This window comes from Massilia sp. CMS3.1 (assembly GCF_051262535.1).
Lineage (GTDB): Bacteria > Pseudomonadota > Gammaproteobacteria > Burkholderiales > Burkholderiaceae_D > Telluria.
Map to the genome: position 1 here is coordinate 49,637 of NZ_JBIMES010000017.1, position 23,508 is coordinate 73,144.

A 23,508-nucleotide genomic window follows, 5' to 3' on the forward strand; every position below is an offset into this window, starting at 1 on the left:
ACCTTTGAGGTCGCCGCAGTGCGCAATTTGACGCGCACCTGCCTAAGGGCGACCGACCGTTGGAAAGCGCAGAGAGAAGTCAGCCGACCCGTGTCAGCCCATCCCGGGCCAAGGGCGGAACGAGAATGCGCGCCAGACGCCTTGTCAATGAGCTATGCAATGTGGCAACTGCCCTCATCTGCATGGCGGGTTGCACACGGCTGGTTGAAACTTTATCCGAAACGGCCAGCGATGAAACAAGACCGGCCACGAGAAACGAAGGACGCAGGACCGTCGTTGAGCGTTTCTACAGGGAAATACATCTTTATTTTAACTGACCGCTCTTGTTGAGGAGTACGATTAGAGCGGGTGCATTCAGCCACCGACCGCCTGTGACGGGCATTTTCGTTAGTTCTATATAAATATTACATTGCAACCGATCATCGCCCGAGGTGTCGCGAACATGTCATGTCACTGTATTTCTCTTTTGGCTTAATGGAACAAACATGACAACAATTGATAATGCAGACACCACGATCTTACTGATTGATGACGACGCTGCGATGATCGACTATTTGTCAATTCTCCTAGGCGACAAAGGATCACTGATCAGCGCGCTCAGCGGCGAGACGGGTATCGCGCTGGCGTTGAGGATTCGTCCTGACCTTATCTTGCTTGACGTCTCGATGGACGGGATTGACGGATTCGAGGTGTGCCGTCGACTGAAGGAAGATGTTAGTACGAGAAACATACCGATTTTGTTTGTGACCGCAGGAGACGATGAAGAAGTCGAGGTAAAGGCTCTTGAGTTAGGTGCAGCCGATTTCATTGCCAAACCCCTCCGACCTTCTATCGCGCGTGCCCGCGTCGATACGCAACTGGCGCTCCGGAGGAGCACATTAATGATGGAGGAACTGGCGAACCTGGACGGTTTGACAGCTTTATTCAATCGCCGTTTTTTTGACGGTAAGCTGGAAACGGAAATCGCCAGGCACCGGCGCCAGAAGCAGCCGCTCGCGGTCGCGTTAATCGACGTCGACCATTTCAAAAAATACAATGACAGCCTGGGTCATCAGCGTGGTGATGATTGCTTGAAGACAATCGCCAGGACGCTTGGCAATTGCGCGCGGCGCCCCGGCGAAGTTATCGCTAGGTACGGCGGAGAAGAATTCGTCATCCTGATCCCGGATTGCGCTATCGACGACGCGACCAGGTATGGCGCACGATTGTGCCAGATGATTAATGACCTCGCGCTCCCTCATCCTGCCGCCGCCGCTCATGTCACGATCAGCGTTGGCATACATTCTCAAGTCCCGGATGCGAGCGCGACGGGGCGTCAGTTCCTGGAGCGAGCGGACCGTGCCCTGTATCGCGCCAAGGCAAACGGTCGAAATCAAAGCATGTTGGTAGAGTGATGATGAAGGGTGTCGTGCGCCATGCGCGCCAAGGGCAACGATTTTGCTCGGCAATGATGATTGTGTTGGGAGTCGTCGGTGTTGCTCTGTTCGCCTTCCCGCTGTCGAATCCTGCAGGACTATTCGCCTACGTGCAAAGAATGGGACTCAATACGCCCATGCTGTTTGCGGTGTGCGGTGTCGCGCTTCTTACAATAGCGCCGTCGGCGTCCGAAAAAAATTCGATTCAACTGGCAAAGTTCGCTCTCGCATGCGCACTGCTGTATTCGATGGCGTTACTGGCGCAAAGCGTGTTTGATATCCGATTGGGCTTGGATTTTGTAAGGCGAACGATAGCGGCAACAGCCGACAATCCTCACCCTGGAAGACCGGCGCCAAATACCTGCCTTTGCTTCGCAATAGGAAGCGCCGCTTTACTCACCTATCTGCGGTCCCCTCGCAGTTTTCGCGATGGCGCGATCCTCTCCGTGGCCGGCGGACTCATCGTCATCATCGCACTTCTGGCGGCGTTGTCGTTCACGCTCGAACTTGGCGCCTTGTACAGGTTTGCGAAGTTCAACGTCATGTTACCGACCACGTCCGCGGGCCTGATTGCCTTTGGGTTTGGATTGATCTTCCTTCGCACTTCAATTGCTAATCCTGCTGACGATAACGTTGCCGCTATCAGCAGCAAGCTGAGCGCACGCGTGGGGACGATCTTGCTTCTCGTCGTGACGTGCACGGGCGCGGCCGGCTTCAGTCTATTGAGGGAGGGTCTGGAACAAGCTGTGCTCGACAATATTGCGCTGACAGCAACAGCGAATGCGACATCGTTGGAAAATACATTGAACGAACGTCTTTGGTTGCCAAAGACGATTGCATCACGGCCGATGGTGGTCGATACGCTCAACAGCCTAGACGTTTCTCCCGACGATAGCAAGGTGACGGAGTTCCTGGGAAGCGTCGGTTCGAGTTTTCTGACTGCCGGCATCGAACATATTCGTTTCTATTCAAGTACCGGGGTATTGCTGTTGGAACGCGGACGTCCCCTGGCAGGTCGCTCCCGGGAAAAACTCAAAGTCAATGCCCGCGACCAGTCCGCTTTTCTTACATGGAATCAGGGATATATCCTCTCCGTCGAGAATTGGGTTGTCAAGAACGGCAAGACGATAGGAAGGGTAGTAGTCGAGGAGCGACTGCCGGCCTTCGACAAGTTGGTCGTTGACGTTCGCAGGGCTGGAGACGCGGCGGATATCCTGATATGCGGTCGAGAAGATAACTTTGCAGTGTGCGCACCGAGTCTGCTTTATGCAAGTTTCAATCGCGTGGCGATGTTCAAACCTGACGGCACGCCGAACCTGCCGATTAACCGCGCGTTGCTGGGCGAATCCGGAACAGCCCGCGTCAAGGACATCCGTCAGATCCCCGTGCTGGCTGCATTTACGCCGATCGGCAAGTATGATCTGGCGATGGTCGTAAAAATCGATGAAGCGACAGTGTACGCACCCATGCGCAAGAGGTTCAGCGAACTGGGCGCTGTTATAGTCATCATCATTCTGGTGGGTGGAGTGGCCGTCCGGCTGCAGGTTCAACCTGTGCTGAATCGTCTGATCAACGAACAAACCCGGAACCAGATTATTTTGGCGAACTCCAATGATGCGTTTATTGCATTGGACGCCGACGGCGTTGTTCGGGGCTGGAATGCGAAATCTGTCTCGCTGTTTGGCTGGTCGGAGCGTGAAGCGATCGGGGCGACTTTACCCGATCTGATCATCCCTGTCGAAATGCGGCAAATGCACACCGACGCGCTCAAGATGTTTGCGCATACCGGCGTTGGTCCGGTTGTCAACAAGACGATCGAAGTAAAGGCATTACGCAAGGATGGTTCGTCGTTTTTGGTCGAACTGTCAGTGACTGGCTACAAAGAGGGCGATCGATTCGTTTCGAACGCGTTCGTTCGCGATATTACGGCCAAAAAAGAGGTAGAGCGAAAGATTGCTGATAGCGAAGAATTCTTGAGAAGGGTAACGGACAATATTCCCGCTTTCGTTGCCTATGTCGATTTATCTCAACGCTACCGTTTTGCAAATGGCGCCTACCGGACGAAACTAGGGGTGGATCCTGAAAAAATCCTGGGGAAGACAATTCAGGAAGTTGTTGGCGAATCGATGTATGGGAAGTTGAAGCCACATATTCTGAAAGCGCTGTCAGGCACAAGTGTGCACTTCGAACTGTCAATTGAACTTAAACCGGAACAGGATGTTTCTCATCTCATGTTCGACTACTCGCCTGCGTTCGATCGACAAGGTGTGCTGACTGGATTTCACATTCTATCGACCGATATCAGTGAACGAAAGAACGCAGAGATCAAGCAAGCCGAGAGTGAGCGGCGCGCGGATCTGGCGAATCAGGCAAAAAGCGAGTTTGTCGCCAACATGAGTCATGAAATCCGGACGCCGTTGAACGCGGTCCTGGGCATAAGCCATCTGCTGGCCGCGACCCCACTCAGCACAGATCAGCGTCGATACCTTACCATGGTGGAAAAATCGGGTCTGTTGTTACTGAATATTTTGAATGATGTGCTGGACTTTTCCAAGATCGAGGCCGGGCGCCTCGACATCGGTTCTGTCACGTTCAAGCTGGACGACACACTGGCATCAATCGCAACGCTGATGACTGTAAACGCTGCTGCAAAGCCGATTCAGTTGGCGTTGGGGGCAGCCGTGCAGGTGCCGGCTGAACTCAGTGGTGACCGATTCCGCCTGGAACAAATACTGATGAACCTGGTGACCAACGCCATCAAATTTACCTCCGCAGGTGAGGTTGCGCTATTTGTCGACATGCTCGATGTCCCCGCAAACGCAGAAATCATGTTGCGTTTTTCGGTGCGTGACACCGGTATCGGGATGAGCGCAGAGCACATGGCCAAAGTGTTCAACGCGTTTGAACAGGCCGATGCGTCCACCACCCGCCAGTATGGGGGAACCGGACTTGGACTGACGATCTCCCGAAGACTTGCGCGCTTGATGGGTGGGGACATTACCCTCAGTAGCAAATTGGGGTCAGGAAGCTTGTTTGAGGTGGACTTGCCGTTCGGGCGCGTTCCCGCCACCCGGGGGCCGCACGCGTATTCGGGTTTTTCTCGCCCCCTGCGCGTTCTCGTTATTGATGACAACTCGACCAGCCGAAATTACTTGGCAGCAACCGTCCAGAGGGCAGGATGGCTTGTTGCCGCAGCTTCCGCGAACCCAGGGTCGATCAACGCTGCCCTAACTGCGCAATCTGGCGAAACGTTCGATGTAGTGATTGCCGATATTGACATGTACGGAAAAATCGGAGCGGAGGTAATGCATGCGGTTCATTCCTCAAACGGCCATGTCGAGGTCCCCATCATTCGCATGGTCAGCGGGTTTGAACATAACTCTGCAGACGGGCAAATTACGTCGGGCGGTGATCCGGTTCTGCTTAAGCCGGTAACCGGCGCAAGTCTGGCAGATGCGCTTCACCAAATGCTTTCAAATGAATGTTTACCGCACACCTCGCGTCTTGAAAAGGGTGTCGACGGGTTGAAATCGTTGGCCGGCGTAAAAGTGCTGCTGGTTGAAGATAACGAACTCAATCAAGTAGTTGCGAATGGCGTATTGATCCACGCGGGAGCCACTGTGACAATTGCCTCGGACGGCAAGCGTGCGATCGACATTATCCGTGAACGTACCGGCGACTTCGACATCATTCTCATGGATGTGCAGATGCCGGTCATGGACGGCTTTGAGGCCTCTCGTTTTATCAGGGGCGAACTTCAAGTCACCACGCCAATCATCGCCATGACGGCGGGGGTGCTTGCCGAAGAGCGAGCTTCTTGTACTGCCGCCGGGATGATCGATTTCATCGGTAAGCCGATTGAAGTCGACCATATGCTTGAGACAATACTGAATCACACGCGAAAAGCCGGCGTCTCGACAGAAAAACGCATGGAAACTTCCAAGCGTCCGGGCATATTTGACATCACGGCACTACTCACACTGAGCGGGAATAATCCTCAGAAAAAATCTGTACTTATCCGGTTGATTTCAGGAATAGTCGACCGCGCGATTGATGACCTGCACCAAGCCGAGTCTGCATGGCGTGAGGGAGCGACCGACGAACCTTCCAAAGTGTTGCATGCGTTACGCGGCTCCGTCGGCAGTTTGGGCGCAAAGCAATTTACGACAGTGTCACAAACACTCGAGCGCGCAATCCGATCAGGCCACCCGGATGTTGCGGACCTTTGGGCTGATGCCGAGGTATCTTTGCAAAGAACGGTGACCGCCGCGGACGCATGGCTCAAAGAACAATGCTAACCGCCACAGGTGCACCGTTAGACACTGCCACCCGATAGTGACCCCAGCAGTGGAACATGACCCCAGCAGGGAACAGGCCGCATCGTCTTACTTAGCAAACACCTGGCTGATATCCCCAAACGCCTTGAACTCCAGCGCATTGCCCGACGGGTCCATGAAGAACATCGTCGCCTGTTCGCCAACCTGGCCTTTGAAACGGACATGCGGTTCGATCACGAAACGGGTGCCGGCCGCGCGCAGCTTGGCGGCCAGCGCTTCCCAATCCGTCATCGGCAGGATCGCGCCGAAGTGCCGCACCGGGACGTTGTCGCCATCGACTTCATTGGTCGATGCGTTGCCGCATTCGTCGGGCGCGAGATGGGCCACCACCTGGTGGCCATGGAAATTGAAATCGATCCACGCATCGGAGCTGCGGCCTTCCGGGCAGCCGAGCAGGTCTCCGTAAAAACGCCGCGCTTCGGCAAGGTCGCGTACCGGGAAAGCCAGGTGGAACAAAGGGGTGGATTGCATGGAAATCTCCAGAAAGTAAAAGGGTGAAGGTGCGTCAGCGGTAGTAGCGCAGGTGTGTCTCAGCATCGAGCTCGCTCAAATCATTAATGCCCAGCATCGCCATATTGCGCGACACTTCCTGCTGCAAGAGCCCGATCGCATGTCCGACTTCCGGCCTCGCCGCCGACCGCGGCCGCATAACCGAAGGGGCGGCCGACGAACACGCATTTCGCACCCAGCGCCAGCGCCTTGAGGACATCGGCGCCGCGCCGGATGCCGCTGTCCATCATGATCGGGATGTCGGGGCAGGCCTCGACGATGCCCGGCAAGACGTGCAGCGGAGCGACCGCGCCGTCGAGCTGGCGGCCGCCGTGATTCGAGACGATGATGCCGTCCGCGCCCATGTCGCGCGCGATGCGGGCGTCATCGCGGTGCAGGATGCCTTTCACGATGATCCTGCCGGGCCACATTGTGCGGATCAGGGCGAAGTGCTCCCAGTTCAGGTGGCCGCGGTCGGCGAAGTCGCGCGTCACCGACTGCGACAGGATCGGCGCGCCGCGCCGCGCGTAGTTGTTTTCGAAATGCGGCATGCCATGCCGCGCAAGCGTCTGGAAGAAGGTGCCGAACAGCCAGCGCGGATGCGACAAGCCCTGCCACATCAGGCTCACACTTGGCCGCAGGGGTGAGGTGAAACCGGCGCGGGCGAAGGTCTCGGGATTCGGCGTGACCGGCGTGTCCACGGTCAGCACCAGCGTCCCGAAGCCGGCAGTGCCGATGCGGTCGATCAGGGCCGTGATGTTCGGCACGTCGCCCGGCAGGTAGGCCTGGAACCAGGGGCCGAGTTTTTCCTGCGCCACGTCTTCCAGCCGGATCAGCGAGGAGCCGCTCATGATCATCGGGATGTTGGCGCGCGCCGCCGAGCGCGCGAGCACGAGGTCGCCGCGATAGGCGGAGAGCGCGCTGATGCCAAGCGGGGCGATGCCGAAGGGCGCGCCATACGTATGGCCGAACAGCGTAGAACGGCGGCAGCATCAACACGCCGCCGCAACCTGCGTTCACCGCATGGCGCGTCAGCTCGACCGCATCTCCAATCGCGCAGGCGCCGGTGCCGGGCATCATGCGCTCGGGGGGCAGGCCGGCATCGAGCAGGGCGTCGAGCAGGCGGTGTTTTTCGCTCAAGGTGAGGGAAGTGGCTTCCGAGTTGGTGCCGAAGATCGACAGGCCGACTTGTTGCTTGAGCAGCCATGTGCAGTGCCGGGTGAAGCGTTCGATAGACGGTGTCAGGTCCGCATTGAAAGGCGTAAGAACCGGCGAAAACACGCCGCGAAGACGAGTGGAGGTGGTCATGAAGCTCCCGAAATGATGAACGCCTGCGAAGCGCTACCAGTCCATACTAAACAGCCTTCGACTCAACAAAAACAGCATTCTTGACACTTCAGAATCAAGGAAAAGTGGATGAAGACGCGAGCGCAAAAAGGCCAGTCCCGGCGCGAACTGGCCATCTGCCGGCCCGGAAGGCCCGGCCGGCGCATTGCGATCATGCGTGCCTATTTATACGAATACGTCGCCGTCGCATACAGGAAACGCCCGCGCGGATCGCCATAGCTGACATCGTAGCCGCCGAGGAAGTTCGAGGTCAGGTTGGTGTAGGGCGGGTCGCGGTCGGCCAGGTTTTTTACGCCTAACGCGAGCTTGGTGTTCTTCAGACCCGCGTAGGCCAGTTGCAGGTCGAAGGTCTGGTAGGAGCGCACTTTGCGTTGCGGCGTGCCGGCAGGCGCGAGGTTGGCCAGCGCGTCCTTGTAGGCCTTCTGGTAGTTCTGCAGCACCGTCATGGCAAACGGACCGGTCTCCCAGGTGACGCCGGCATTGTGCTTCCAGCGCAGGACCACGCCGCCCGCGGCATTCAGGGCCTGGTCGAGCGCACTGGTAAAGCTGCCGTCCGGTCCTTGCGTGTCGTACTTGTCCATATAGGTGCCCGAGAGGCGCAGATTCAGGCGGTTTTTCTCGTCCAGGCGCAGGCGGTAGACGCCGTCGACGTCGACGCCGGCCACCTTCGTCTTGAACAGGTTGGCGTTGGTCTGGACGATCGATTCGATCGGTCCGACACCGGCGGCGTTACCGTCCGGCGCGCCGCGGTTGATGAACTGCGCAAACTGCGCGGTGCGCTCGGCGTTGGCCAGGAAGTAGACGGAACTGAGGCCGCCGACGACGATCGCATCTTCCAGGTCAATGCGGAAGGCATCCAGGCTGATCGAGGCATTCTTGATCGGCTCCCACATCACGCCGGCCGTGATCGACACCGATTTCTCCGGTTTCAGGTTCGGGTTGCCGCCGGTGACGGTGGTGAACTGGAAGTTGCAGTCGCGCGGCGCGCCGGTGGCCAGGGTGGGGCAGCGCAGGTAGTCGCGCGAGCCATTGCCCGTGATGCCGGTCGCCTGTGGCGTGTTCAGGTCCGTCAATGACGGCGCGCGGAAGCCCTTGCCCACGGCCGAACGCAGCATCAGGGTAGTGGTCGGCTGCCAGCGCAGCGAGGCCTTCGGGTTCACGGTGCGGCCAACGCCCTCATACGTGTCGTAGCGCACCGCGACGTCGGCGTCGAGCTTGTCGAGGATCGGGATACTCAGCTCGGCATACACCGAGCCGACATTGCGCGCGCCCACCACGGGAAAGGCATTCCCGCCCAGGCCGGCGATGTCGCCGGTCTGGATCGCGACCGACGGATCGTAATTGAATTTTTCGCGGCGCAGTTCCGCGCCCAGGGCCATGCCGACCGCGCCGGCCGGCAAGATCCAGATCTCGCGCGAACCCTTGACGTCGACCGAGGTGGTCGAGGTTTTGGACGAATAACTGGTGCCGCGGAACTCGGCGGCGCGCACGGCTTCGAGTGCCGAAGCATCGGCCGTGTCGCCGAACGGGTTGATCACGCCGCTGTTAAAGATCGGCAGCACCCGTGAATACTGCGCGTAACCGGAGAGCAGGTTCTGGCGCACCTTGCTCTGGCTGTAGAGGAAAGCCGAATCCATGTCCCAACCGGCCACGCTGCCGCGCACGCCGGCGACAAGGCGGCCGTTTTCCGACATGTCGCGCGTGGTGCGCGAGCCGTTGGCGACGTCGCGGTAGTTCAGCAGCAAGGGCAGGCCGGTCAGGCCGTTGGCGGCCGCAAACGCGGTCGGATAATACGGGCTGCTCGGGACCAGGATGAAGCCGCCGCGCCCGATGTTCGTGCCGTACCTGGCGGCCATCCCCGGATACTGGGCGATCAGCTGCTGGAACGCGGGCACGTAGGGATTGCTGGCGGTGGTGACCGCGTTATAGGCCAGCGGCACGGCTTGCGTGGTCGAGGTGATCTTGTTCTTGGTGTAGCCCGATTCGAAATAGGCTTCGGCGTCGCCAGTGAGGCGCAGGCGCCCGTTGGCCATGAAGCTGGCCTTCTGGACGTCCGGCTGGAGCGACACGAAGGGGCTGTTGTCGTAGGTGCAGCGGGTGCTGGAGAATGGCGACACCAGGGAAACCGGACCGCAGTTCGGCAGCGCCGGGTTGCCCAGCGTGCCGCGGTTGTTCAGCACCACGTTGGCGGGAAAGGCAATCGACGACGTATAGTCGTTCTGCTCGGCGGCATTCAGGCGCCGCGCATAGACGCGCGCCGAACCCGGAATCGCATCGGCCTTCTGCACAGTGAGGCTGGTCGTCAGGTTCCAGCCATCGTCGGCAAAGTTGCCGAAGCCCCCAAAAAGCGAAGCCTTGCGATCGCGCCCGAGATGGTCGCTGGTCTGGCCATAATTGGCGGTGGCCTCGATGCCCGTGAAATCCTTGCGCAGGATGAAGTTGACCACGCCGGCGATCGCGTCCGACCCGTACACGGCCGATGCGCCGTCCTTCAGCACTTCGACCCGTTCGATCGCCGCCAGCGGGATGCTGTTGACGTCGACCGAGGAGCCCGCGGCGCCGGCCGAGCCGCCGCCATACACCGACACGCGGCGCCCGTTGACCAGCACCAGCGTGCGCGCGCCGCCCAGGCCGCGCAGCGATACGGTGGCAATGCTGCCGCCGCCGTAGCCGGAAGCATTCGCCGCCGTGGTCGAACTCCCTGCGCTCGAGAGCGAACTGAGTTGCTTGACCAGTTCCTCGGTCGACGAGGCACCGGTGCGCTCGATGTCTTCGCGCTTGAGGATCTGCACCGGCAGGGCAGTTTCGCCGTCGATGCGCTTGATCGAGGAGCCGGTCACGATGACGCGCTCCATGCGCTGGGTGGCATCAGGCGTTTGCGCGAACGCCAGGCTCGGGATGGCAAGCGTGCCGAAGGCGGAGGCGAGCAGCAGGGCGATGGGTTTCAACGGGGTAAATGGTACGGACATGCGGGACGGCTCCTCGATGGTGTCAGGTGGTGTGGCCGGACGCGGGCGTCTGCCCGGTCGGCCATGCGCGATTGTTTCTTTTTTGTCTTCCTGTAAAAATTATAGGCTTTCGCTATCGCAAAATTTTGCTATATTGAAATCACTTTGGGAACACTGTTTGGAACGGTCGTTTCGTCGAAAGCACATTCTTGGAATGAGTGAGTTGCATGAACAAGCCTCGCATCAAACTGGACCGTATCGACCGCCGCATTCTCGAGGAGCTGCAAGCGGATGCGCGCCTGTCCAGCGCCGAGCTGGCCGAACGGGTCTCGCTGACAACCTCGCCCTGCTGGCGCCGCGTCAAGCGGCTGGAAGAGGAAGGGTTGATCAGCGGCTACCATGCGCGCCTCGATGCCGGGCGCCTCGGGTATCAGGTCACCGCCATCGTGCACATCTCGCTCGACAAGAAGGACACGCAAAGCCTGCAGGCGTTCGAGGCCGCCGTGCAGGAAATCCCGCAGGTGCTGGCATGCTTTCGCATCTCGGGACGCTACGATCACCAGTTGATCGTCGTCGCCCAGGACCTCGAAGCCTATGGGATATTTTCCGCGAATTACATCAACGGCTTGCCGAGCGTGAAGGAGGTGTACACCTCGTTCGTGCTCAAGCAAGTCAAGGCCGCCACCAATCCACCGCTGCCGGGGTAGGCAGGCGCAGCACCCACGTTCTAACAGGTAGAATTGGTGTAAACAAATCAGCGAAAGGTGGTTCCCGATGTCTGGTTCGATGATGCTGCTGGCGGCCGCCAGTGTGTTTGTGCTGACCCATTTCCTGCTGTCCCATCCGTTACGGCGACCCCTGGTGGGCGCGCTGGGCGAAAAAGGGTTCAGCATCCTGTACTCGGTCATCGCCCTGTCGACGTTTGCCTTCACTGTCCACGCCTACAAGGCAACGCCGGCGACAAGAGCGCTGTGGGAAGTGGGGGATGGCCTGTGGGCATTCGTGACGGTCCTCATGCTGTTCGCTTCCATCCTGCTGCTTGGGTCCTTCATCCGCAATCCCGCCCTGCCTGGTGCCGCCAAAAGCGCGGCGACGGCAGAGGCGCGCGGCGTCTACGGCGTGACCCGCCACCCGATGATGTGGTCGTTCGCGATCTGGGGCGCCTGCCACATCCTGGTGTATCCGGTGGAGAAGAACCTGATTCTGGCGGGCGCGATCATCGTGCTGGCGCTGGTGGGCGCGGCGTTGCAGGACCGCAAGAAGGCGGCGCACGACCCGCAAGGCTGGATCGCCTGGGAAAGCCGCACGAGCTATTGGCCGTTTGCGGCGATTGTGCAGGGACGTGCGAGGTTTGGTGGGTTCGGCGGGCATGCCATCGGCGGCGGTGTCGTCGTCTGGCTGCTGGCAACCTGGGCGCACATTCCGATGGCCGGGTGGGCGGCGGGGATCTGGCGCTGGGTATTATGATGATCGGCTGGCGGGGAGCGCCTGCGGAACCATCAGCCCTGCATCTGGAATGTCCATAACAGGCTGAGGAACTTGCCTGCGAGCGCCGCGGCGGGCGAGGAGAGGGGAGTCACCCAATCGGCGGAACAAGCCATGACTTTCGTGTATCCGTTGGCGAGGCTCATATCGTGACTTTCTTCTTCTTGTATTCGTCCCCTCGATGTGCCGCATGGAGTCATGCGGGCTGGGGATGAATACACTATCGCCGTTTGGAAAGCGTGGTTCCGTTCGGAACCGCGCATAGCGATCGGGGAAAGTCAGCCCCGTTGTATTTCGGTGCTCGTCACGCGCGCCGACGCGGCCGCAATGCCGCGGCAGCGCACAGCCCGAGCCCGAACAAGGCCAGCGTGGCCGGTTCCTGTACCTCGGCCGGCGGCAGGGCCGTCACGCCGAAACCGCTGTAGCCGCCGCTCCCGTAGTCGTTGGCCAGGAGCGTTGGTGACCAGGCATTGCAGTCGTTCGACAGTCGGTTGCCGATCATCGTGACCGTCGCTGCCAGCGCGCGGCCGCAGCCAATGCTGGCGGACGAGCCGAATGTCACGCTTTGCTGGGCCAGGATATTTCCTGCAAACGCAGAACTCTCGCCCAGCGTGGCCGAGCTGCCGACCTGGAAATAGATGCCGTTGCTGCTGGTGCCATTGATCACGCTGATGAGCGAGCGCGACGCAGTCGTGAGCGTACTTCCGATCTGGAAGATGACGACGCCGTTCGGGTCGTTGGCGAAATCGATGGTCAGGGCGCCGGTGAGCGCGGCCGATGTCGCGAAGCGATAGATGCCGGACGACAGTACGCCCAGGCTGCCGAGGTCCCGGCCACTCAAGTCGATACCGCCACCGAAGGCCGCAAGCCGGTCGTAGGCGGCGCGCGCGTCGGCCTGTGCCGCGCTGGCGACGGCATCGTTCTGGTGGATCGTGCCGCTCGATGCGAAGGTGATGCCGCTCGTGCCGGTGATCGCCGCGCCGGACGCAACGCCGAGGTCGCCTTGCAGCGTGGTCGCTCCGGTATTCGTGACCGATGCGGCGCCGAGTACGACGAATTCCTGTGCCGCTCCGAGGAAGGGGACGACAGCGGCATGCGCGCAGCCGCCGGATAATGCCAGCATCAGCGGCAGGGCCAGTTTGATCGTGTTCATATAGTCTCTCCAGACAGTTCGTGGTCTCCAATGCACAGTACGCCACAGCTTGCCGAGACGACATCTGAAGAGTGTTGCATTAATAAAATGATATTAGCATTGATACCGCTGCGCACTGCATGTGCTCAGCGATATCGTCCCGAAACTGCCCAATGTTCGGTTCCGTACGGAACGATTGTAAACGGCGGCGTATGATGAATTCACTTTCCGCTCCGTCCCGCCTCCGTCGACCCGACACCGGCTGCGCCCATCGGCCCTCTTTCTCACTCAACCGCCATGTGGAACGCCTGCCCGACGCCGTCGAGCCGTCCAGCCTGAAGCGGCGCACTGCCCACCAAAGGATTCATCATGAAACATTCCCTGATCTTGCTCGCCCTGGCCGCCACCGTCTCCCTGTCCGCCTGCCAGAAGGATGCGCCGCCGGCGCCAGTGGTGCAGGTCATCGCGGGCCCGGCAGGCGCCCCGGGCGCCACCGGTGCCACTGGTGCCACTGGCGCCCCGGCACAAGCCGGCGCGACGGGCGCTACCGGCGCGACCGGCGCCGTGGGTGACACCGGCACCACCGGTGCCGCGGGCGAGACCGGCAACACCGGTGCGACTGGCGCCCAGGGCTATGACGGCGCCAAAGGCGAAGTCGGCGCGACTGGCTACGACGGCGCCAAGGGCGAGGCCGGTGCCACTGGCGCGACTGGCTACGACGGTGAAAAAGGCGACAAGGGCCGCACCGGCGACACGGTCGTCGTGATGCCACAACTTTGATACCAGCCTGGCGGCGCTGCCGCCGGCGCAAGCCTTGAATTACAACAGATGGCGTACACGTGGAGAGAAAAATGATTTTAATAGTAGACGACGATTCGGATCTCGCAGAGAACTGTTCCATGATGCTGGAGTCTCACGGCTATGAGGTCAGCGTGGTGTTGAGCGCCGCAGAAGCCCTGGAGCGCATCTCCGCCCGCCAGCCTGAGCTTCTCATCTCCGATTGCTGCATGCCGGGCATGGGCGGGCTGGAGCTGAGTATTGAGCTCAAAGACAAGCCGGCTGACGTACAATTTCCGATCCTGTTGATGAGTGGCTCGCTGCAATGCGAGGTTGCCGGCGGATCGAGTTATGAAGCGTTTCTGAGAAAACCCTTTTTGGCTGAAGACCTATTGCTCGAAGTGCGTAAATTGCTGCAAAATCAAGCACGCACTGAACCCGAACCTGAACTTGAAGGACATGAATGAATTTATCGGCTTTTATTCTCTCCAATATCGAACCCATCCTGCAGGAATGGGAAGATTTCGCCTCGACCCTGGAACCGCTGGAGAGCGCCAACAAAAAAGAGCTGCGAGATCATGCGGCCGCCGTACTGAAAGTCATCGCTGCCGACCTCGACACGCCGCAGGCTGAGCACGAGAGTATCGCCAAGTCCAAAGGGATGGGCCCGCAGTTGGCGGAGGATACCGCCGCCGAGATCCATGCAGCCGACCGGCTCGCGTCGGGCTTTACCGGCGAGCAGGTCATGGCCGAATACCGGGCCTTGCGTTCGAGTGTCCTGCGCCTGTGGGCGGTCAATGTCGATCTCACGACCTGCGACGATATCCAGGACATGATCCGTTTCAACGAGGCGATCGACCAGGCCCAGACCGAATCGATGGCCCGCTACGCGAAAATGCTGCGCGAAGCCCAGAACCTGTTTCTCGCCATTCTCGGCCATGACGTCCGCACGCCGCTTGGCGCGATCAGCATGGGTGCCCAGGTGCTGCTGCAGGATCAGAGCCTGCCATCGAAAGCCTTGAAAGTCGGTCTGCGCATCTTCAACAGCTCGAAGCGCATGGATGCGATCGTGCGCGACCTGCTCGACTTTTCGACAACCCACCTGGGCGACGGCATACCGGTCGATCCGACCACGGTCGACCTGGAAGAAATCTGCACCGGCGTCGTGGACGAGGCCAGGACCTTCCATCCCGACCGAAAGATCGAGATGGTCGCCGAGGGTGAGCTGACAGGGGCCTTCGATGGACAACGTATCGCCCAGGCGTTTTCGAACCTGATCTCGAACGCCGTCCAGCACGGCAAGCCGGACACCGTGATCAGGGTAGCGCTGCGCGGACTTCCAACCGAGGTGATGTATGAGGTGCGAAATGAAGCCGAGGTCATTCCACCGGCCAAGCTGCGTACCTTGTTCGATCCGGTCAAGCGTTTTGCGATTCGTCCTGCCAGCGAGCGTATCGCATCCCGGACGCAAAACCTCGGTCTTGGCCTCTACGTGGTCAAGCAAATTGTCCTTGCCCACGATGGCCAGGTGTCCGTGACCTCGAACGAGGACGAGGGCGTGGTGTTTTCCGCGCGTCTGCCGCGGGTCACGCCGCATCGCCGGACCGACGACCGCTAGCCTGGCGTCAGCATGACTGATCCTGCAAGGCGCGCCACTGCACCTTGCCGGTCGCCGACTTCGGCAAGGCCTCGCGAAATTCGACAATGCGCGGACTTTTATAGGCCGCCATGTTCTGGTGCGCCCAGTCGATGATCTCGCCCTCGCTCACCCGGCCCGCAAACCCGTCCTTCATTACGACCACCGCCTTCACGGTTTCGCCGCGGCGCGCGTCAACACTGGCCACGACGCACACCTCCCGGATCGCCGGATGCCGGTACATCAGCGCTTCCACTTCCGCTGGCCACACCTTGTAGCCCGAGGCGTTGATCATCCGTTTCAGGCGGTCGACCATGAAGAAGTAACCGTCCTCGTCGACCCTGCCGATGTCGCCGGTGCGCAGGAAGCGCTTGCCGTCGATCTCGAGGAAGGTGTCGCGCGTCGCCTCCGGATTGTTCCAGTAGCCCTGCATCACCTGCGGTCCGTGCACGACGATCTCGCCCACTTCCCCAACGCCCAGCGTGCGCAGTGAATCGGCGTCGATCACGCGCGCATCGACGTCCTGGATCGGAATGCCGAGGCATTGCTTCTTGGTCCGGTCCGATGGGTTGATATGGGTCGGCGCGATCGTTTCCGACATGCCGTAGCCCTCGACGTAATCGATGCCGAGCAGCTCCTGCATTTTCGTGGCGATCGCGTCCGGCATCGCCGCGCCGCCGCCGGACAGGCGCGTGATGCTCGACAAGTCGTATTCGTCGATGCGTGGACTCGACAGCAGGTCGATCACCATCGTCGAGATCAGCTGGGTGGCGTTGATGCGGTGGCGCCGGATGCACTCGGCCGCCGTGTCGCGGTCCCAGCGCGCCATCAATACAATCGTCCCGCCGATGAAAATCGGCCCGTTCATCCCGCCCTGCATGCCGGTCACGTGAAACAGGGGCAGGACACTCAGAGCGATCGAATCCTGCTGCGCACCGAACCACTGCACGCCGGCCACGGCGTTGTACATCACGCTGCGGTGGGTGTGCATGCAGCCCTTCGGCAGGCCGGTGGTGCCGGAGGTGTAGGGCATGGCGCACAAGTCGTCGGGTCCGGCGAGCAGCAGCCCCGGCCGGCATCCGCGCGCCAGCATCTCGCTCCACAGCACCACGCCTTCGCCTTCGATCCGGCGGCGCGGCGCGGCGACGAATTCGGGGACGCTCAGGCTTGTTGCCCGGCTCAGGTGATCCGAGTATGCCGCCACCAGCACATGGCGCAAGCCCGGGCCGGCCAGCGGCGCGACCTGCGCGTATAAATCCTGCGGCACGAAGATGGTCGAGGCGCCAGTGTCGCTGACGTAGTGGCGCAGTTCTTCAAGCAGGTTCATGGGGTTGACCGGCACCACGACGGCATTCGCGCGCAGGATCGCGTAGTAGGCGATCACGAACTGGGGGCTGTTCTGCATGTACAGCAGGACGCGCTCGCCTTCTTTGACACCGCACTCGGTCTGCAGGTAGCCGGCCACGAGCTCGACCTCGTTCTTCAGGTCGGCATAAGTCAGCGGGGTATCGTAGAAAATGATCGCCGCTTTGTCCGGATAACGCGCGGCCGACACATCGAGGTTGAAAAACAGGCTGGTCTGGGGAACGGTCAGGTGGCGCGGCAAGGCACGCGGCCAGAAATCGGCGGGGCGTTGGGACATGGTGCGGTGTCTCCTCGGTTGTCTTGACGAAGGTCGCCCGCTTCTCTCAGGGGAAGCGTGGCGCGTTCAATCATACAGAAGATCGCAACTTTGAATCAGTCCTCGACAAATACCACCGCTGTGCGCGGCGGGAGGGTAAAGCTACCCGCCGCCGCGTCGAAGCGCGCCTCTGCGGCGCGCTTGTCGCCGGCCTCCCGCGCTCCATGCACCGGATGCAAACGCAGTCGCTTTCCGCGCGCGGTGTCGTCGGTCACGACATGCGCCACTTTGTCGACATTGATGAAGTAGCGAATGCCGGCGAAGCCCGCACCCGCATGGCCGCGTCCATCGAGATGCGCGGCGATCACGGTCGGCTCCTGCTGCGGTCCCACGTTGAAGAAGCGCAGGCGCTGCGCCACCTCGTCCGCCGTGCGCAGCCGGAACAGCGTCGAGCCGGCGCGGATCGCCAGCAGGTCGCGGAAGGCGTCGCGTGTGAAGGCGATGTCTTGCGGTGCCGGGCGCAGGGCGGTATTCGCCAGCAGCGGCTTGAACAGCGGCCAGTCCTTCGCGTTGTCGGGGCTTGGGGGCAGGCCGGTGCCGAAGAAGTTGGTCCTGTAAGTCCAGTCGAGGCGGTTGAACCAGTCGCTGGAATTGAAGCTGTTGCGGTCGAGTGACTTGGAGCGCAGGATCTCCGTGCCCGCATGGAAGTAGGCCACGCCCTGGCTGAAGGCGTTAATCGCCAGGCCCAGTACCTGGACGCGGGCACGGTCGGCCGTCGACGTGTCGATCGGGAGTTTGAGGGCGTTGGCGTCGTACAGCGTCTGGTTGTCGTGGTTCTCGACATAGTTGACGGTTTCGCCCGGCGCGCTGGCGTAGCCGGCCGGCTGGCCGCCGTAGTCCATGCTTTCCAGCGTGCGCGTTACGCCGTCAAAGTTGACGAGCGGGTAGCTGCGCACGGTGCCGGCCAGGCCCACGCGGATCATGTCGGCGGCGCGCATCAGGTCCGTGCGCGGGCGCGCGCCGGCCTTGGCGTTCGCATCGTAGACCAGGCCATTGATATAGCCCTGCTGCCTGATGACCGCGTCGCCCGAGTCGCCGGCGCCCCCGCCGCGCGCGGCATCGCGCGCGCGGTCGCTGAAGGTGCCGATGCCGCTGCCGTTCAGCGACAGCTGCGAGGCCTGCACGAAGCGCGCGCCGTCGGCCACTTCGCCGAAATTCCAGCCTTCGCCGATCAGCTGCACGCTGCGCCCGGCGGCCTTGTCGACCTCGCGCCCGAGGCGTTCCATCGCCGCGCGCGGCTGGTGGCCCATCAGGTCGAAACGGAAAGAGTCCATCCGGTAGTGCTTCGCCCACAGCACCGCCGAGTCGATCATGAGCTTGCCCATCATCGCGTTCTCGAGCGCGGTGTTGTCGCAGCAGGTCGACTGGGTGACGGCCCCGAGCGCGTCCAGCCGGTGGTAGTAGCCGGGCACGATACGGTCCAGCACCGACTTCTCTTTCTGGCCGGCGGCGAAGGTGTGGTTGTAGACCACGTCCATGCCGACCCGTAGACCCGCGCGGTGCAGGTGCATCACCATTTCGCGCAGTTCGACGATGCGGCGCGCGCCGTCTTGCGCGTCGCTGGCGTAACTGCCTTCGGGCGCATTGTAGTGCCAGGGGTCGTAGCCCCAGTTGTAGCAGTCGCTATCGGCCGTTTTGCCGACCAGCGCCTGCTGGCGCTCGCCGTCGGCGGCGCCCTCGATCTTCGGCTGCGCGCACGACTGCTCGGGAACGGTGGCGATGTCGTAGACGGGCAGCAGGTGGATGTCGGTCAGGCCGGCCTTGGCCAGCATGTTTAAATGCCGCATGCCGTTCGAGTTCGCTTCGCCGAAGGCCGTGTACTTGCCGCGCTTGTTCGCCGGGACGGTGGCGTCGTCGCGCGAGAAGTCGCGCACGTGCAGTTCGTAGACCGTCATGTCGGCCTGCGCCTTGACGGTGTCGGGGGCGCGGTGCGCGTCCCAGCCTGTTGGCTTCAGGGCCGGGGCGTCGAGGTCGGCGATGTAGCTGCGCTTCGAATCGGTGGTCAGGCTGATCGAATAAGGATCGGTGACGACGTTGCGTACCAGGCCCGTGCCGTCGGCGACGACGTCAAGGGCGTAGGTGTAGTAGTGGCCGGAGAGGTTCGTTTTTACGCCTGCGCGCCAGGCGCCGGTACGGGCGTCGAAGGTCAGAGGGTGGAGCGCGCTGGCGCGCCTGGCGCCCTTCTCGTAGACGCAGACGGCTGCTCGCTGCGCGGTCGGCGCCCACAGCGTGAAGGCGGTTTCGCTTTTGCGGAGCGTGGCGCCAAGATCCGGAATGTCTTGCGCTGCGGCGTACAAATCGTCGAGGGCGCCGGCTGATTGCAGGCGCGTGGCAGCGAGGACGGTGCCCTTGGCGTCTTCGCGCACCAGCACCAGTTGCTCGCGGTGCAGCTGGGCGATGCGCGGGAGGTCGGCGTCGTTCAAGGCCAGTACCGGACCGGCGGCGACGTACTTGAAGCGCTGGGCGACTTGGGCTGGGACCTCGCCCGCATGCACATTCAGGCCCAGCGATCCTGCCGCGCCTTGTACCTTCCCGCCGATGGTCGCATTGACCGCTCCGGTGGGGGAGTGGTAGAGGCGAAAGCGCCCGTCGGTCGCCATGCCGGGCCATTGCGCGAGGCGGCGGTCGAGCCAGATGGCGCGTGCTTCGAGTTTCGTTGGCACGGCATGCAGGACGGTGGCGAAGGCGGGGGTGTTGCAGGCTTGCAAGGGGATCGCGGCGTGGGCCGGGCAGGCGAGGATGGCGGCGGCGAGCGCGATGGGGCGGAAGGTTTGCGTCATGAGTTCGTAATTTAGCTACGGCAGCAGGGAATTAGCCTGAAGAATAGCTTGGATCTGCGGCGTAATCGATGTAATTTTACTAGCCGATCAAGGAAGAGTCATGGCGCTGCTGCGAGCGCCTGATCATCCCACCTTGCATGTCCCCTGTCGGGCGCTGAGCAACTGTTAGCGCGCGATACTTGGCGGAGCAACGGCGCCGAAAGCGGCCGACCGGCCAAATCTGCAATCGGCCCAGCCCGTGTAAAAACGCAAAATGAAGCACTGGCGGCCGATTTGTACGCGCCAATGCTAATCCTGGAAAATAACGAAGCGTTCCAGGCCGCGTATAACCAAACGGGTCTTCACAAGCAGACCTTCTTGACTAATGCGCCGAATCTTCGAGTTTAACGGTCAGGGAGTCGTTTTTATGACACTGATCATCCCATCTGCTTCCATGCACGCACGTTTAACCTGGGAGCAGTCATCGATCCCCTTTTCACGTAACTGTGCCATGAGCTCTTCAACGGTCACCAATTCCGCCCGCATGTTCTTTCGCAACATCTTTCCATTTTCAACAAGGAGTAAGGTTGGCGAGTGCAAAATACCTCTAATAAAGACAAACCGATGAGCCAGCCATTCAATACAGTATGTCCAAAACAGGATCGTGGCAATCAACACTGCACCTTCTACGACTGATTTGTACTCCGCAGAAAATCCGTTCCCTGAAACCTCAGCTAACAGGACAATCACTAAAACATCTGCAGTGCCGATTCCACCACCCTGCCGTTTTAAAATGATTCTCATAAGTGCTAGCAGGACAAAGTACATCAACGTTGCACGAACGAACAATTCTGCAAGTGAAATTTTTGGTGTGAATATGGTATGCCAGTCTACAGATCCCAAAAAATCTACCATCGGTGCCTCCTTCAATCGCGTTGATGTAGCGGTTTTACAGAGCTGGCCGACCACGAATTACGCAATCTGTCCCAACGTATGCTTCAGAAAGAGAAGTGAGATTTATCGGCACTTACTTTAACCGCGCCGCCTTTAACTTTGCCGCCGGCGGCACCGTACGCCCGGAGCGCAGATCCTGCACAGTGAGCGCCACAGCGCGCGCCACGTTGCGCACTTCCTCCTGCATATCCGTATCGCGGTCGAGAGCCTCGTGGCTCTCCGCATACGATTCGTAGTAGCCGATGAAGCGGTCGAGCGCACCAAAACTGCCTGAGTCGACCAGTCCCATCCAGCTCAGCCAGTCCGATAGCGAACGGCGAGTGCCTTCGATGCCGGCGACGTCGCCATGCACCACCAGCCCGAACGCGCGTCCTGCCAGATGCTTCGGATAATCCCAGCCGCTAAGCTCCATTTCCTTGGCAAGGTGAGCATCTTTTCCCTGCGTCGAACTCGGGTCCGGGTTACCACCATCGGCGCAAACCAAACGGTCAATCATTAGTTTGAGGGTGGAGGGCGTTTGGTACCAGTAGACCGGGGTCAGGATGACGACCCCGTGCGCGGCGACCCAGCGTTCGTAAATCTCGTTCATCCAGTCGCCGGTCTGGCGCTCTGCGTGGTTCGGATAGCAGCTGCACGGCCAATGGCACAGCGGCATGGCGGTAGAGGCGCAGGCTTTGCATGGATGGATGTGGCGGTCATAGTCGGAGGTCAAGCGCGACAGGTCGAGCAGGTCGGCCTCGACCCCGCATTCGGCGAGCGCGTTGCGCGCGATTTTCGTCAGGCGCCAGGACTTCGATATCTCGCCCGGACAGCTGCCGTCATTGCGCGCCGACGCGTTGATTAGGAGGATCCGACTTGGTGTGTCCGGCTTTTTCTGGTGGATTTCCGCCGCCGTTAGCCGATCGCGTGTGGCTTTCCATTCGATCGACAGGTCATATTCAGGATCGGCAAAGCCGGCGCCAGCTTTTACCGTGCACGGTGCCTTGCGCTTGTCGCGATAAGCCTGCCAGGCGACTTCCTCAACCGCGGCCAGCTCGCCCGACACTTCCTGATAAGCCGGATCGAAAAACCCCTCCATGAACTTGCTCCGAAATTCGTCGCGCTCGAGTCGCGGCAGTGCTTGGCCTGTGCGTACCGTCGTCATAAAGCCCCCATGATCAAGAGCCGATTATGCGCAAGGTGTCCAGGCGCCGATGTTCGTTGGCGAACCGTAGCAGCAATAAAAAAGCGCTGCCCACATTCGGTGTGGAGAACGCCGGGCGCAACTCACCAGCCTTCCGGTGCAGACCCGATGTTTGAGGTCCCATCGGTGACGTCTACCCAGCTGAGGTAAGCACGCTCATCGGTAAAGAGAAGCACATCGATTGATTGGGAAAGACCTTACTAACCACGATTTGGCTGGAAGAGGTATCGATAAACGGCAGAGCGTGCGTTAACAAGAAGCTCAGCCATTTTCACGTATGCCTGCGTTTTATCGATGAATTGCCAGCTGGCTGTTTTGAGGTGCAACGCGAAGCTAGCGCGCACGATTCCCATGCAGCGCACCAGATTACCTCCCATGTGGCGCAGGGCGCCAAATACGTGTTCGACGCGGGCCCGTGGCGTGGCAATTCGGCGGTTGCGCTGCTTTTGCGCCTGGGAGATCGGCTTGGTAGCACTGCCTTTGCGCTGGATCTGAATGCGCCAGCCAGCCGCTGTCAGCGTCGCTTCCCGCTCCGCGCTCGGATAACCACGGTCGGCATGGACTGATGCGGTCTGCGCACCGTCCTTGCAACGGGCATTATTCGCCATTCACCCGTACAAATAGGAAGTGACGATTTTTCACGCGCTGGTCCGAGGGCCGCCGGAAAGCGATGGCAGGCCGATAGCCCTATAAGCAATTTTCGACATAGGCCACTGCCGGTTGCAGGCCGGCACGCATCGCGGTGACCTGGCCGCCGGATTCTTCCAGAATGATGGCGGCACGGCCGTCGGCGCTGGGGAAGGTCAGGTAGTGACCGTTTTCATCGTATTTATGGCGCGTGACCTCTGCCTCTGGATGCCTGGCGCGGATCTGTCCCAGTGTGTCGCCAAAGGCTGCGCCCACGGCATTCTCAACGCCGGCCTCGGCATCGGCGCGCGTCACAATGCCGTTCTCGACCATGAACCGCAGTGTCGGCAAGGCGGGGAAGCGCACCATGCTGCACGCCGGGTCAAACGGCTGGGGTAACAGGGCCTTCGCGCCGACTGCGCGCTCCGCCTGATCGAGCGTCATGCCGAAGCGAATTGCGCCGATCCCTGCGGCACTGAGCGTGTTCGCTGCTGTCGATGCATTCACTGTTGCAGCAGCAGGCGGCGCCGCGCGATCCGTGCATGCGCCCAACAGCGCGATCGCTCCACATACCAAGGTTTTCCGCATCGTTCGTCCCTTTTCTGGAGGTAGATGAAAAACGCCCGCAGGGCGGTAATGCCGTTCAGTTAAGACTGAACGGCATTTTTATTTCGTCGTTGTAAACGCCACGGATCGCTGTTAACCTTCTTCGCCATGTTCGACGATACTCTACATTTC

At 60.7% G+C, this 23,508-nt stretch carries 17 protein-coding genes and 2 pseudogenes; 7 read left to right on the forward strand and 12 right to left on the reverse strand.

Translation table 11 applies throughout. From position 1 onward, the window contains the following. The first annotated feature begins 485 nt into the window (after positions 1-485). A complete protein-coding gene (locus ACHAC9_RS21240) occupies positions 486-1,394 on the forward strand; it encodes a diguanylate cyclase domain-containing protein (protein WP_435763168.1) in 909 nt (302 codons plus the stop codon). Next, positions 1,394-5,713 (forward strand): response regulator, encoded by a 4,320-nt coding sequence (locus ACHAC9_RS21245; protein ID WP_435763170.1) that lies wholly within the window; start codon positions 1,394-1,396, stop codon positions 5,711-5,713. Before ACHAC9_RS21240 ends, ACHAC9_RS21245 begins: the two co-directional genes overlap by 1 nt. An 87-nt stretch (positions 5,714-5,800) precedes the next feature. Here ACHAC9_RS21245 and ACHAC9_RS21250 read toward each other — a convergent pair whose 3' ends face one another. From ACHAC9_RS21250 to ACHAC9_RS21265, 4 genes and pseudogenes are all read right to left on the reverse strand, one after another. Further along, positions 5,801-6,223 carry a VOC family protein gene (locus ACHAC9_RS21250; RefSeq protein WP_435763172.1) on the reverse strand — a complete coding sequence of 141 codons (423 nt, stop codon included), beginning with the start codon at positions 6,221-6,223 and terminating at the stop codon, positions 5,801-5,803. Between the two features lie 34 nt (positions 6,224-6,257). Next, positions 6,258-7,215, reverse strand: a pseudogene (locus ACHAC9_RS21255) (alpha-hydroxy acid oxidase); the annotation flags it as partial. A 1-nt stretch (position 7,216) separates the two neighbouring features. Beyond that, positions 7,217-7,549: pseudogene (locus tag ACHAC9_RS21260) on the reverse strand (dihydrodipicolinate synthase family protein); the annotation flags it as partial. Between the two features lie 200 nt (positions 7,550-7,749). Beyond that, positions 7,750-10,557, reverse strand: coding sequence for a TonB-dependent receptor (locus ACHAC9_RS21265; RefSeq protein ID WP_435763174.1), 2,808 nt, complete (start codon positions 10,555-10,557; stop codon positions 7,750-7,752). A gap of 206 nt (positions 10,558-10,763) precedes the next feature. Between ACHAC9_RS21265 and ACHAC9_RS21270 the strand changes: the two genes are divergently transcribed. Then, on the forward strand, positions 10,764-11,243 hold the full coding sequence (locus tag ACHAC9_RS21270; RefSeq protein WP_435763176.1) for an Lrp/AsnC family transcriptional regulator: 480 nt from the start codon (positions 10,764-10,766) through the stop codon (positions 11,241-11,243). Positions 11,244-11,310: 67 nt separating this feature from the next. Continuing rightward, the gene (locus ACHAC9_RS21275; protein WP_435763178.1) at positions 11,311-12,003 is read left to right on the forward strand and encodes an NnrU family protein; all 693 of its coding nucleotides are present in this window, start codon (positions 11,311-11,313) and stop codon (positions 12,001-12,003) included. A gap of 32 nt (positions 12,004-12,035) precedes the next feature. Here ACHAC9_RS21275 and ACHAC9_RS21280 read toward each other — a convergent pair whose 3' ends face one another. Further along, positions 12,036-12,167 carry a hypothetical protein gene (locus tag ACHAC9_RS21280; RefSeq protein WP_435763180.1) on the reverse strand — a complete coding sequence of 44 codons (132 nt, stop codon included), beginning with the start codon at positions 12,165-12,167 and terminating at the stop codon, positions 12,036-12,038. 158 nt (positions 12,168-12,325) lie between these two features. After that, positions 12,326-13,174 (reverse strand): ice-binding family protein, encoded by an 849-nt coding sequence (locus tag ACHAC9_RS21285; RefSeq protein WP_435763183.1) that lies wholly within the window; start codon positions 13,172-13,174, stop codon positions 12,326-12,328. 348 nt (positions 13,175-13,522) lie between these two features. On the opposite strand from ACHAC9_RS21285, the gene ACHAC9_RS21290 reads away from it, so the two are divergent. The 3 genes from ACHAC9_RS21290 to ACHAC9_RS21300 all read left to right on the forward strand — a co-directional run bounded on the left by ACHAC9_RS21290 (position 13,523) and on the right by ACHAC9_RS21300 (position 15,548). Further along, positions 13,523-13,933, forward strand: coding sequence for a collagen-like protein (locus ACHAC9_RS21290; protein WP_435763185.1), 411 nt, complete (start codon positions 13,523-13,525; stop codon positions 13,931-13,933). Positions 13,934-14,004: 71 nt separating this feature from the next. Next, entirely contained in the window at positions 14,005-14,397 is a 393-nt protein-coding gene (locus tag ACHAC9_RS21295) for a response regulator (RefSeq protein ID WP_435763187.1), read from the forward strand. Continuing rightward, the gene (locus ACHAC9_RS21300; RefSeq protein ID WP_435763189.1) at positions 14,394-15,548 is read left to right on the forward strand and encodes an ATP-binding protein; all 1,155 of its coding nucleotides are present in this window, start codon (positions 14,394-14,396) and stop codon (positions 15,546-15,548) included. Before ACHAC9_RS21295 ends, ACHAC9_RS21300 begins: the two co-directional genes overlap by 4 nt. Before the next feature lie 7 nt (positions 15,549-15,555). Here ACHAC9_RS21300 and ACHAC9_RS21305 read toward each other — a convergent pair whose 3' ends face one another. The 6 genes from ACHAC9_RS21305 to ACHAC9_RS21330 form a co-directional block, all read right to left on the reverse strand. Then, a complete protein-coding gene (locus ACHAC9_RS21305) occupies positions 15,556-17,208 on the reverse strand; it encodes a long-chain fatty acid--CoA ligase (protein ID WP_435763191.1) in 1,653 nt (550 codons plus the stop codon). A gap of 95 nt (positions 17,209-17,303) precedes the next feature. Beyond that, positions 17,304-20,027 carry an alpha-1,6-glucosidase domain-containing protein gene (locus ACHAC9_RS21310; RefSeq protein ID WP_435763193.1) on the reverse strand — a complete coding sequence of 908 codons (2,724 nt, stop codon included), beginning with the start codon at positions 20,025-20,027 and terminating at the stop codon, positions 17,304-17,306. 390 nt (positions 20,028-20,417) lie between these two features. Next, the gene (locus ACHAC9_RS21315; protein WP_435763195.1) at positions 20,418-20,921 is read right to left on the reverse strand and encodes a DUF421 domain-containing protein; all 504 of its coding nucleotides are present in this window, start codon (positions 20,919-20,921) and stop codon (positions 20,418-20,420) included. A 112-nt stretch (positions 20,922-21,033) separates the two neighbouring features. Beyond that, entirely contained in the window at positions 21,034-22,104 is a 1,071-nt protein-coding gene (locus tag ACHAC9_RS21320; protein WP_435763197.1) for a flavodoxin family protein, read from the reverse strand. Positions 22,105-22,343: 239 nt separating this feature from the next. Next, complete coding sequence (locus ACHAC9_RS21325) at positions 22,344-22,751, reverse strand: transposase (protein WP_435763199.1); 408 nt, start codon at positions 22,749-22,751, stop codon at positions 22,344-22,346. 79 nt (positions 22,752-22,830) lie between these two features. Continuing rightward, entirely contained in the window at positions 22,831-23,277 is a 447-nt protein-coding gene (locus tag ACHAC9_RS21330; protein ID WP_435763201.1) for a hypothetical protein, read from the reverse strand. Positions 23,278-23,508: the final 231 nt, after the last annotated feature.